Origin of the sequence: Streptomyces resistomycificus, from assembly GCF_001514265.1 — a bacterium.
GTDB classification, from domain to species: domain Bacteria; phylum Actinomycetota; class Actinomycetes; order Streptomycetales; family Streptomycetaceae; genus Streptomyces; species Streptomyces resistomycificus.
This window is the reverse complement of record NZ_KQ949000.1, coordinates 111,751-123,118: the sequence shown is the minus strand read 5'-3', so window position 1 is coordinate 123,118 and position 11,368 is coordinate 111,751. Positions and strand designations below refer to the sequence as shown.

General features: G+C 70.7%; 9 protein-coding genes. 4 read left to right on the top strand and 5 right to left on the bottom strand.

Annotated features, from left to right (window positions below):
- Positions 1–148 precede the first annotated feature (148 nt).
- The 4 genes from AQJ84_RS32235 to AQJ84_RS32220 all read right to left on the bottom strand — a co-directional run bounded on the left by AQJ84_RS32235 (position 149) and on the right by AQJ84_RS32220 (position 4,574).
- On the bottom strand, positions 149–1,642 hold the full coding sequence (locus AQJ84_RS32235) for an acyl-CoA carboxylase subunit beta (protein ID WP_051870322.1): 1,494 nt from the start codon (positions 1,640–1,642) through the stop codon (positions 149–151).
- A 368-nt stretch (positions 1,643–2,010) separates the two neighbouring features.
- Positions 2,011–2,487, bottom strand: coding sequence for a hypothetical protein (locus AQJ84_RS32230; protein ID WP_053190406.1), 477 nt, complete (start codon positions 2,485–2,487; stop codon positions 2,011–2,013).
- Between the two features lie 291 nt (positions 2,488–2,778).
- Positions 2,779–3,705 carry a GNAT family N-acetyltransferase gene (locus AQJ84_RS32225; RefSeq protein ID WP_030037596.1) on the bottom strand — a complete coding sequence of 309 codons (927 nt, stop codon included), beginning with the start codon at positions 3,703–3,705 and terminating at the stop codon, positions 2,779–2,781.
- Between the two features lie 110 nt (positions 3,706–3,815).
- Entirely contained in the window at positions 3,816–4,574 is a 759-nt protein-coding gene (locus AQJ84_RS32220) for a carbonic anhydrase (RefSeq protein WP_053190373.1), read from the bottom strand.
- A 327-nt stretch (positions 4,575–4,901) separates the two neighbouring features.
- Between AQJ84_RS32220 and AQJ84_RS32215 the strand changes: the two genes are divergently transcribed.
- From AQJ84_RS32215 to AQJ84_RS32200, 4 genes are all read left to right on the top strand, one after another.
- Entirely contained in the window at positions 4,902–6,440 is a 1,539-nt protein-coding gene (locus AQJ84_RS32215; RefSeq protein ID WP_053190372.1) for an MFS transporter, read from the top strand.
- 606 nt (positions 6,441–7,046) lie between these two features.
- Positions 7,047–7,484, top strand: a complete 438-nt coding sequence (locus AQJ84_RS44470) for a DUF485 domain-containing protein (protein WP_030037592.1) — start codon at positions 7,047–7,049, stop codon at positions 7,482–7,484.
- On the top strand, positions 7,478–9,070 hold the full coding sequence (locus AQJ84_RS32205) for a solute symporter family protein (RefSeq protein ID WP_030037591.1): 1,593 nt from the start codon (positions 7,478–7,480) through the stop codon (positions 9,068–9,070). Before AQJ84_RS44470 ends, AQJ84_RS32205 begins: the two co-directional genes overlap by 7 nt.
- 218 nt (positions 9,071–9,288) lie before the next feature.
- The gene (locus tag AQJ84_RS32200; RefSeq protein WP_030037590.1) at positions 9,289–9,942 is read left to right on the top strand and encodes a YceI family protein; all 654 of its coding nucleotides are present in this window, start codon (positions 9,289–9,291) and stop codon (positions 9,940–9,942) included.
- A gap of 129 nt (positions 9,943–10,071) precedes the next feature.
- Here the strand turns inward: AQJ84_RS32200 and AQJ84_RS32195 are convergent, their stop codons facing one another.
- The gene (locus AQJ84_RS32195) at positions 10,072–11,187 is read right to left on the bottom strand and encodes an SGNH/GDSL hydrolase family protein (protein ID WP_030037589.1); all 1,116 of its coding nucleotides are present in this window, start codon (positions 11,185–11,187) and stop codon (positions 10,072–10,074) included.
- Positions 11,188–11,368 lie beyond the last annotated feature (181 nt).

The following is an 11,368-nucleotide window of genomic DNA, read 5'->3' as shown; positions in this document are numbered from 1 at the left end:
CGGCTTTGCGGGGCGGAGGCGTCGCGGGCTCGGGCGGGTTCTGCCCCGGCCGTCCGCTCAGACCGCCGGGACGGCACAGGTCGGGTGGGTCGGCGGTCGGTCGCGCGGGACGAGTCGGGTGTTCGTCGGCCGGACGCGCCCGGCCCGTTCAGAGCGGGATGTTGCCGTGCCGCCGCTGTGGCATCGGCGCCCGCTTGCCGCGGAGCGCCCGCAGGGCACGGCAGACCTGGACGCGGGTCTCGCGCGGGGCGATGACCGCGTCGACGTATCCGCGTTCGGCGGCGGCGTACGGCGTGCCGTGCGTGCTCTCGTACGCGGCGACGAGCCGGGCCCGCAGCGCCTCGGGGTCGTCCGAGGCGGCGAGTTCCCGCCGGTGCAGCACCCCCACCGCCCCCTCGGCGCCCATGACGGCGATCCGGGCGGTGGGCCAGGCGAGGTTGACGTCGGCGCCCAGGTGCTTGGAGCCCATCACGGCGTACCCGCCCCCGTACGCCTTGCGCACCACCACGGTGACCTTGGGGACGGTCGCCTCGGCATAGGCGTACAACAGCTTGGCGCCGCGCCGGATGATGCCTGCCTGCTCCTGGCGCACACCGGACAGATAGCCCGGCACGTCGGCGAACGTCAGCAGCGGGACGCCGAACGCGTCGCAGAACCGTACGAACCGTGCGGCCTTCTCGGAGGCGTCGATGTCGAGCACCCCGGCCGCGTGCATCGGCTGGTTGGCGACGATCCCCACCGAGCGGCCCTCGACCCGGGCCAGCGCGCAGATGATGTTCGGCGCGAACAGCTCCTGCACGTCCAGGAGTTCACCGTCGTCCACGACCTCCCGCAGGATGTCCCGCATGTCGTAGGCCTGCCCGAGGCGGTCCGGGACCACCTCGTCGAGCCGGTCCCCGGCGGGCGCGGCCCCCGGGGCGTACTCGGGGGGCCGCTCGAGGTTGTTGGCGGGCAGGTACGACAGCAGGTCGCGTACGACGTCCAGGGCGTCGCCCTCGTCGGCGGCGAGGAAATGCGCGTTGCCGTTGACGGTGTTGCTGGCCCGCGCGCCGCCGAGGTCCTCGGCGGTGGTGCGCTCGCCGGTCACGGCCTCGATGACGTCGGGCCCGGTGACGAACATGTGGGAGGCGCCGTCCACCATCACGGTGAAGTCGGTGATGGCCGGCGAGTAGGCGGCCCCTCCGGCGCACGGTCCCAGGACGACGGAGATCTGGGGGATCACCCCGGACGCCTGCACGTTGCGGCGCACCAGCTCGGCGTAGAGGGCGAGCGAGGCGACGCCCTCCTGGATGCGGGCGCCACCGGAGTCGTTGAGCCCGACGACCGGGCAACCGGTCTTCAGGGCGAGGTCCATCAGGGCGACGGTCTTCTCGCCGAAGGCCTCGCCCATGCTGCCGCCGAAGACGGTGGAGTCCTGCGCGAACACGCACACCGGACGGCCGTCGACCGTGCCGTGCCCGGTGACGACACCGTCGCCGTAGGGCCGGTGTCCCGCGCCCTCGGTGCGGCGGGCCCGGACGAACTGCCCGGTCTCGGTGAAGGAGCCCGCGTCCAGCAGGCGCTCGATGCGCTCCCTCGCCCCGAACTCGCCGCGTCTTCTCGGCCCGCCCGGCGCCACCGCCGTCGCCCGGCGCCGTTCCAGCTCGGCGACGCGGTCGACGGTGCGGTCAGCTGCTCGGTCAGCTGCTCGGTCAGGGGCGCGGTCGGCCGTGCGGCCGGGTGAGCGCGGCCGTTCGGCCGCCTCGGGTGTCGTCACCTCTGTCGTCACAACCACCTCCGAAGTCGCCTTCGAATATGGCAGCGACCAGCGGGAGGACCGGCCGGATCGGCGGTGCGTTTGCCTGAGGTGAGTGCGACGCCCCGCGGGTTAGTCCCGACGTGACAAGCGTTCGGTGGCGTGCGTCACACGGAGAGCCGGAGAGCGGGAAAGTCGGAAGGCGGGAAAGCCGACCGGGCCGTCATCCGGCACACGAGTGGCGGCCACGGAGCGGCTGTCGCGTCGGTCAGGGGTCAGGCCGGGCTGCCGGCGGACCTGTTGCGGCGCGCCGCGTACAGACCGGTGCCGAGGACGCCCAGAGCGGCCAGCCCGCCCGCGGTCACACCCGGCGAGGCGAGTGCGCCGCCTCCGGTGTGCATGCCGCCGCGGGGCTTGTCGTGGCCGCCCTTGCCACCCTTGTCGTGGCCACCCTTGGAGTAACCGCCGCCGGAGGAGTCCTTGTAGGTCTCCGGGTCGTACTTGGGCTCGCGCGCAGTGGCCCACCCCTCGTCGTCCGCGACGGTCAGCGCGCCGCCACCGGTGTGCATGCCACCACGCGGCGAGTCGTGGCTGCCGCCCTTGTCGCGGTCCTTGGTGTAGGAAGAGCTTTCATGACCGGATGAGGACTTCCCGTGGTCCCAGTCGTCCTCGGCCGAGTAGGCCCCGGGCGCGGCCAGCCCGACGACGGCAGCGGCTCCCGCCGCGGCCAGGAGCATGCGTGTAGAGCGCATCTGCATTCCTTCCGTCCCGGTCGGGGCAGCTGCCACGTCGTCAGCTGATGTGACCCGACCTTGACGTGATCCACCGTCAGTCAGCCCCCGGGATCCCACCACTCCAGAGGCTCACTCGGGCGAACGGCGCGGGCATCCGCGGCACCCCGCACCCGCCGCCCCTCCGTCCCGCCGGAGGGCATCGGCGGACGCCCCCACCGATGCCCTGGCCGGACGCAGCCGCCGCTTGCTGTGGTTCGGGGAGCGGACGATCCCGGGGCGGCCGGCGCCGAGACGGCTCGCCACGCCCTCTCAGCCGAGGACGGTCTCCCAGGTGTCGACGGCGTAGTGGACGCCCAGCCCGTTGCGCGCGTACAACTCGGGCGCCCCCGTGCCGTTGGCGGTGTCCACTCCCAGCCCCACGGCATCCCGCCCCCGTGCCGCGAACGCGGCGAACGCGTGTCGCAGCAGGAACCCGCCCAGCCCCCGCCCCCGGGCCTGTCGCAACACGCCGATGCTGCGGATCCACCCCATGGCGTCGCGGTCGTCGCGGGCGAGCAGGAACCCCACGTCCCCGAGGTCGTCGGTGCTCACGATCCACACCAGCGACCAGTCGAGCCGCTCGGCGTCGACGTCGTGCAGCCACGGGCCGTACGCGCGCGGCTGGAAGTCGAAGTGTTCGGCGAACCCGGCCTGGTACAGCTCGTGCACGCGCACCCGGTCCGCCTCGGCCTCGCAGGACCGCACCCGCACGCCGGCGGGCACCGCGGGCGGCAGGTCCTCGGCGGGATCCAGGGGCCGCCGCAGCACGTGATAGCGCCGTACGACGCTCCAGCCCCGTGCCTGGATCAGCGCCGTGTCCAGGGTGGGCGCGACGTTCAGGTGCAGATGCACCACGGCCCGCTCGGCACCGTTCTCCCGTGCCTTCTCCAGGGCGCGGGCCTCGATCGCGTCCAGGATCCGCTGCCCGGCCGGCTGGTGCTCGGGCAGCACGTAGTGGTCCACGTCGATGCGCTCGCCCTCGGACTCGTCCCACAGGAGCCCGTACGCCACCAGCCGGTCCCCGTCGAAGGCCAGCCAGGAGTCGCGTTCGAGATCGGCCTCGGGATGCTTGAGATCCGCCTCGACGGAGTGCAGATCGGTCTCGCCCCGGCCGATCTCGATCACGTCGACGGCGTTGAGCAGTTCCGTGATGACCGGTGCGTCGGCGAGCGAGGCGGGGCGCAGCAGAGAGGACATGCGATCAGGGTCCGGGGGAGCGAAGCCGGCCGCAACGGGTTTTCGTGCCCGGAGGCCGCCTCCGGGTGTCGACGGCGCGCGGACCGTACGGTCCGCGCGCCGTGAGGTGGTCAGGCGAGGCGGTGGACGAGCTGGTTGGACAGCTCGTAGCGGGCGCCGACCACGGAGAGCTGACCGGCGGTCACCTTCGCGGCGAGGTCCGGCTCGGCCGCGAGCCGTGCGCGGACGGCCCGGACGTTGGCGTCGATGGTCGAGTCGACGCGGGAGTCGCCGTCCTTCGTGCGGTCGATGTTCGGCGCTATCTGGTCGGCCAGGTACTGGATGTGGGCGGGCAGCTTCCCACCGGAGGTGTCCGCATCGACGGCGGCGCGCACGGCACCGCACGACTGGTGGCCGAGCACCACGACCAGCGGTATGCCCAGTTCGAGGACACCGTAGGCGACGCTGCCGAGTACCGCCTCGTCCAGGACCTCACCGGCGGAGCGGACGGTGAGCAGGTCGCCCAGGCCCTGGTCGAAGACGAGCTCGGGCGGTACCCGGGAGTCGACACAGCCGAGGATGACGGCGAAGGGGTGCTGACCGGACGTCAGGGTCTGCCGCACGGTGGGTGTCTCGTCCGGGTGCCTCTCCCGGAAGGTGCGCCAGCGCAGGTTACCCGCGGCCAGCTCCCGGAGCGCTTCCCCGGGGGTGCTGGGGCGGCGGCTCGCGGAGGCCGGAGCGGAGGGGGAGGCGGGGGCCGCGGACGCCGGGGGCGCGGCCAGGGTGACGCCGGCGCCGACGGCGGCGACGCCGGTCAGCCCGGCGCGCAGGAAGCCGCGGCGGGCGGGTCGGGCGGCGGCGAACCGTGCACGGGCGGAGGTGGCCGGCACGGGACCCGCAGGTCTGAGGGGGGTGTCTTCAGAGTTCACGGACAGGAACGTATGTCCGACGCCGAAGCCGGACGCCCGCGTTACCGAACCATGGGTCGGCGAGGGGAAGTCATCAGTGGATGTTGGTCACTCCTTGGTATTAGCGAGCGCTTTCCTTGACCTTCCGGCGATTCGGCACGACCGCCGTCCCGCGTCTCATGCCCGTCCCGATGAAGTCGCCGGCCATCGGGACGGGCTTTTCCCGTGTGACGCGTGCGAACTCGGGCAGCAGCTGTGACGTGCGCCGGATCGGCGTGACGCAGATGATGTCGGGAGAAAGGCGGCAGTGTGTCCGAGGCGAGGCCCGAGGGGCAGTCCCAGTCGCCTGTCAGGGGAAGCACTCCGAAGTCCGTCACCGGCCTGCCACGGCAGGTCCGGGAGGAACTCACCCGGCGGCTCCGCCGGAAGAAGGGCGCCTTCCGCGAGGAGGACGTCCAGGTCGTCGAACGCCCCCTGCTGCGCCGGGCGGTCGGTGCCTCCGCGCTCGGCAACTGCATGGAGTGGTTCGACTTCGGCGTCTACAGCTACCTCGCCGCCACCCTCGGAAAGGTGTTCTTCCCGGGCGCCTCACCGGCCGCCCAGGTGATCTCCTCCTTCGCCACCTTCGCGGCCGCGTTCGTCGTCAGGCCCCTCGGCGGCCTGGTCTTCGGCCCCCTGGGGGACCGGCTCGGCAGGCAGAAGGTGCTCGCCACCACCATGATCATGATGGCGGCCGGAACCTTCGCCATCGGCCTGATCCCCAGTTACGACACGATCGGCATCGCGGCCCCCGTCCTCCTGCTGCTCGCCCGCATGGTCCAGGGCTTCTCCACCGGCGGCGAGTACGGCGGCGCCACCACCTTCGTCGCCGAGTACTCCCCGGACCGCCGGCGCGGCTTCCTCTCCAGCTGGCTCGACTTCGGCACCTTCACCGGCTATGCCCTCGGCTCCGCCCTGGTCACCCTGCTGAACGTGCTGCTGACCGACGCCGAGATGCTCTCCTGGGGCTGGCGCCTGCCCTTCCTGATCGCCGGGCCGCTCGGCGTCATCGGCCTCTACATGCGGCTCAAGCTGGAGGAGTCCCCGGCGTTCCAGCAGCAGTTGGACGAACACGAGAAGAGCCTCGCCCAGGAGTCGTCGGGCGGCGAGCTGCGCACCGTCGTCAGGGACCACTGGCGGCCGCTGCTGATCTGCATGGGCCTCGTGCTGCTCTACAACGTGCCCAACTACATGGTCACCGGCTTCCTGCCCACCTATCAGACGGAGACGCTGGACCGCTCAAGCGGCTTCGCCGACATCCTGGTGCTGACCGGCATGGTGTGGATCGTGCTGCTCATCACCTTCATCGGCCGCTTCAGCGACCGCGTCGGCCGCCGTCCCGTCTACGGCGTCGCGGCCGCCGCGATGATCGTCCTCGCGGTCCCGTCCTTCCTCCTCATCAAGGCGGACGGAACCTGGGCGCCGATCAGCGGTGTACTCATCCTCTCCACCCTGCTGGCCTGCTTCGCCGCTCCCAGTGCCGCCACCCTGCCCGCCCTGTTCCCGACCGCGGTCCGCTACGCGGCCATGGGCATCGGCTTCAACATCGCCGTCGCCGTCTTCGGCGGCACCACCCCGCTGCTGACCGAGGCGCTGGTGAGTGTCACCGGCGACGACCTGGTGCCCGCGTACTACCTGATGGTGGCGGGCGTCATCGGCCTGGTGACGGTGCGCTTCCTGCCGGAGAGCGCCCAGGTTCCCCTCAACGGCTCGCAGCCGATGGTCGGTTCGCAGAAGGAGCAGCGGGAACTGATCAGCACCTCCACGGACCTGTACCGCGTCGAGCGGCAGCACAGCGGTGTCAGCTGACGTTCCGTCTGGGGTATGCTTGATCCAGAACGCGGCGCCGAACTGCCGGTGCCCGTGCGTGCGTTGGTGGTCCAAGGAAAGACGCCCCGCTTCCTGCGGGGAAATGCAGGTGCAAGGCCTGCCCGGCGCTCCGCTCATGAACCCCATCCCGGGACACCCGGGGTGGGGTTCTTGCTTCGCCCGGCCGTAACCCCGGTGGCCCCGGCTGTGCACTGCATTTGAGACAACCTGACCGGTGAGATGGTGCAGACCTGTTCCGCGCGGTGTTCTTTTCGCAGGCCCGTGTCGTGCCGAGGACGGCTCCAAGCGCACGAATGAGTCAGCCCCGGAATTCGAATGACCTCACCGGTTGATAGTTCAATGTGCGCGCTGCAACAATCCCCACTCCCGGCCCCGTCGTCACCCACCGACGTATCGCCGGTCGCCGAACAAGGCCCCACTGCGCCACAACCCGGAAATTCGAATCAAGCGAATTTCGGATTCACGAACCCCCCACACAGCCCGCACAGAGCATGGCTCCGGTGTGCCTCCCCATGCCCGCGAGCCGAATGGCCGACCGCGCGAAAGGGTCGGGTGCGCGGCGTCAAGCAGCAAAGAAGGTGCACAGTGTCACGGCACTCCACCCGGCTCGGCGGGCCGCCGCCCTCCTTCGAAACGCCTCCCGCGCCCGCGGAGCGACGATCCGTTTCCCAGGACCCCGCATACCGGTCGCTCCGCCGCGCCCACCGTCGGTTCGGAGCGAGGGCGACGGCGGCCGCGGTCGGCGGATTCCTGCTGTACGTCCTGCTGTCCAGTTTCGTGCCGGGCCTGATGAACCGCACGGTGGGCGGACACCTGACCGTCGGACTGGCTCTGGGTCTCGGGCAGTTCGTGCTGATGGCCGTGATCGTGTGGCGCTACCTCGTGCACATGCGCACCCGGATCACTCCGGCCGCCCGTGGTCTGCGCGGCCTGGTCCGCCAGCAGGAGGAGGCCGCGGCCCGGGAGCGAGCGGCCACCGCACCGCGCGTGGCCCCCCGGGCGGCGGAGTTCCGCCCGTGGTGACGACCGGCGCCGCGGTCGTGGACCGCTTCAGTCTCCAACTGACCCTCGTGCTCTTCCTGTCCGTGGTCGTGGTCACCCTGTTCACCGCGCTGCTGACGGCGCCGCAGCGTGACGAGATCAGCGAGTTCTACCTCGGCAACCGCACCATGTCTCCGCTGCGCAACGGGCTGGCGATGTGCGGGGACTACCTGTCGGCCGCGACCCTGCTGGGCAGCACGGGCCTGGTCGCCCTGACCGGTTACGACGGACTGCTCTACCTGTGCGGCACCGCGGTCGCCTGGATGATGGTCCTGCTGCTGATCGCCGAACCCCTGCGCAACGCCGGCAGGTTCACCCTGGGCGACACCCTGACGCTGCGCCTGACCCGCATGCGGCGGCCGGTGCGACTGGCCCTCGCACTGTGCACACTGGTCATCACCACCCTCTACCTGGTCGCCCAACTCGTGGGCAGCGTAGCTCTGTTGACCCAGTTCACCGGCGAACCCAGCGCGGCCACCCGCACCCTGTGCGTGGTGGTCATCGGCACCATCGTCATCGTGTACGCCGCCATCGGAGGCATGCCCGGAGCCACCTTCATCCAGATCGTCAAGGCCGTGATGCTGATCGCGGGTGTCACCGTGACCGCGGTGATGGTGCTGCACCGCTTCGACTGGAACGTCGACGACCTGCTCGCCGCCGCCGCGGGCAACAGCGGATCGGGAACACGGTTCCTGGAGCCCGGGCTCCGCTACGGCGCCAGCGTGACCAGCAAACTCGACTTCCTCAGCCTGCAGTTGGCGATCGTCCTGGGCCTCGCCGCGCTGCCGCACGTGATGATGCGGCTGCTCGCCCCGAAGTCCGGCAGTGTGCTGCGCTCATCAGTGGTGTGGGCCATGGGCCTGGTCAGCCTCGTCTGCCTGGCCGCGGGCGTACTCGGCCTGGGCGCCACCGCCATCGTCGGCCGGGACACCATCGCGCAGACCGACCGCAAGGGAGACGCCGCCGTCCTGCTGCTGGCACACGACCTGGGCGGCGGAGTCCTCACCGCCCTCCTGTCCTGCCTGGCCTTCGTCACGCTCCTCGCGGTCGCGGCGGGGCTCACCCTGGCCGCGGCCTCCTCCCTCGCCCACGACCTCTACGGCGAGGTGATCCGCAAGGGCCGGGCCAAGGAGACGGAGGAACTGGCCGTCGCCCGCCTCGCGGCGGCCGTCATCGGTGTTCTCGGCATCCTGCTCGCCCTGGTCTCCTGGGGAACCAACACCGCGACGCTGGCCTTCCTCGCCTTCGCCATCGCCGCCTCCGCCATCCTGCCGACCCTGGTCTACACCCTGTTCTGGCGGCGCTTCACCGCGCAGGGCGCCCTGCTCAGCCTCTGCGGCGGACTGCTGTGCTCCGTACTGCTCGTCGTCTTCTCGCCCGTCGTCTCCTCCACGCCCGCCTCGTTCTACCCGTCCGCCGATTTCGCCTGGTTCCCGCTCCAGAATCCCGGTCTCGTCTCCATCCCGGCCGGCTTCTTCCTCGGCTGGCTCGGTTCGGTACTGAGCCGACCCGAAGCGCCCGAGAACTACGACGACTTCGAGGTCCGCACCCTCGTCGGAGTCGACTAGGGCTGTTCGGGAGGTTTGGCCCGACAAGTCGTAGAAGAGTGGGCCGAGTTCCAGACGGCCCATTCTTCTGTTTCCTTGGAGTCAGGTGGCGAACGTGTGGAGTTTTGGTTATCCGGCCATGCCGGGAAGGTGCGCGGACTGTGCCCTACGGCCGCGCAAAACCCCCAAGTTCGATGCGGGGTTGCGACAACTCCCCTTGTGGAGTACTTAGGTGAATCATGAATTTGTTCAGCCGCGGTAACTCGTTCCGCCGCTCGGAGTCCGTTGCCGCCCCCAAGTCCGCCGCCGGATCCGGGGCGACCGCCTCCGCGGTGCTCCCGGACCCCGGGCTGGCGTCTCTGACCGGGGAATGGGTGATCGACCCCGCGCACAGCCGGATCGGCTTCTCGGTGCGGCACGCCATGGTGACCACGGTGCGCGGAGCCTTCCAGGAGTACCAGAGCCGCCTGTACTTCGACGGACGCGAACCCGCTCGCTCGCAGGCGGAGATCGTCGTCTCCACCGCCAGCGTCGACACGGGTGTGGAGCAGCGGGACGCCCACCTGGTGGGGCGGGACTTCCTGGACGCCAGGACCTACCCGCGTATGCGTTTCAACAGCACCGCCGTACAGCTCTCGGGCACCGACGTGTACCGCATGGCCGGCGACCTCACCATCAAGGACACCACCCGTCCCGTCGTGCTGGAGCTCACCTACATAGGGCACGTCACGGACCCCTTCGGTTACGAACGGGTCGGCTTCGACGGCACCACCACCATCAACCGCTCCGAATGGGGCCTGACCTACAGCACGAAACTCGCCGAGGGCGGCGCCATGGTGAGCGAGAAGGTGCGCCTCCAGTTCGACATCGCCGCAATCCGCTCCATTCCGTGAGCCGACCCGGCAGCCACGCGGAGGCGGAGGGAAAGCGTCGACCGGATGTGCCCGGCCCGGTCACCGATCGGCCGGTGGTGCGCGACGGGAGCTGCCGGCCGACCGGTGTCGCACGCCGGGCCTCGCCGGCTACCAGCGCAGCGGAAGCGTGGCGAGGTGGTCGTCGAGCAGGCCGGAGATGATCCGGTGGTCGTTGAGTGAGGGGTGCCAGTCGCAGCCGAGGCGGTCGAGGCCGGGGTCGTCGTAGAACCAGTGGCCGACCCGGTCGTCGCCCCGCCGGTTGCGCTCCCGCACGATACGGGACGCGGTGTCGGTGAACGCCGTCGTGTTGTGGAGACGGGTGGTGCTGACCACGATGAAGGTCCTGGCGCCGTACCGGCCGCGCAGTGTGTCGAGGAAGCCGTGATACGCGCTCGCGTAGGCGGCGACCAGGTCGTCCTGCGTGGCCCAGCGCTCGCCCGGATTGAGGGGCGTGGAGAAGTCGTTGATGCCCAGACCGACCACGACGACCTGCGGCCGCCAACTGCCGGGATTTCGCCAGACATCGCCCTCGACGTTCAGCAGGGCGCGGTCGTAGTAGGTGCGGAAGTCGGACTCGGGGCTGCCGCCGTTGTAGTTGCGGACCATGCCCCGGCCGGAGAAGGCGTTGATCTGGTAGTCGGCGTCGAGACCTCGGGCTGTCAGGGCGCCGAAGGCGAGGTCGGCGTTGCTGTTCCGGTTCACCCCTCCGTTGCCGGAGCAGTCGCGCGTGCCCGAGACGTTGCCGTAGCCGGCGGTGTACGAGTCGCCGATGAACTCGATCTGTCTGCGCCGCGCCACGGGTGCGGGCAGGACCGCGCCCCCCGCGGCGGCGACGAAGCCGCCGAACCGGCCTGCCGCCCAAGGGCTTTCGGTGCGTTTCACCAGCCGCACGCTGTGGGCGGTGTCGGAGAGGCCGTCGATCCAGGACGTCGTCCGGCCCGGGGTGACCAGGGTGGCGACGGTCGTTCCGTCGATCTGGACGTCGTAGTCGTTGTCGGCGTCGTCGAGGACCACGCCCACACCGGTACCTCGGAACCGCCCTTCGAAGTAGACGCCGGGCCACGTGTACTGCGCGGACCCGTCGGCGCCGGCCTTGACCCGGCCCGCCGTGCGGTACCCGCCCCGTCTGGCGGCCGCTTGCGACGGCGGGGCGAGCGCGGCGACGACGCCCGCGGCGGCAGCGGTGACCAGCGTTCTCCTGGATAAGCGACCAGGGGTGTGCATATGACCCTCCTCAGAGGTATGGGAGCGCTCCCATTCGTGACTCTCCTGACGGTGGACGTCACTCCCGTCTACGTCAACCCCTTGCGAACGCCTCTTCGCGGCCCCATGAGATCGTTGGCCCACCGATCGACGAGGCGCCGCTCCGTCGGAAAGCACGGCAGCGGTGGTACGAAGGTCGGGA

Bases quoted from the DNA above. Each gene is read 5' to 3' on its own strand.
- AQJ84_RS32195 (WP_030037589.1), bottom strand. From the start codon at position 11,187: ATGCACACCCCTGGTCGCTTATCCAGGAGAACGCTGGTCACCGCTGCC.
- AQJ84_RS32230 (WP_053190406.1), bottom strand. From the start codon at position 2,487: ATGCGCTCTACACGCATGCTCCTGGCCGCGGCGGGAGCCGCTGCCGTC.
- AQJ84_RS32200 (WP_030037590.1), top strand. From the start codon at position 9,289: ATGAATTTGTTCAGCCGCGGTAACTCGTTCCGCCGCTCGGAGTCCGTT.
- AQJ84_RS32225 (WP_030037596.1), bottom strand. From the start codon at position 3,705: ATGTCCTCTCTGCTGCGCCCCGCCTCGCTCGCCGACGCACCGGTCATC.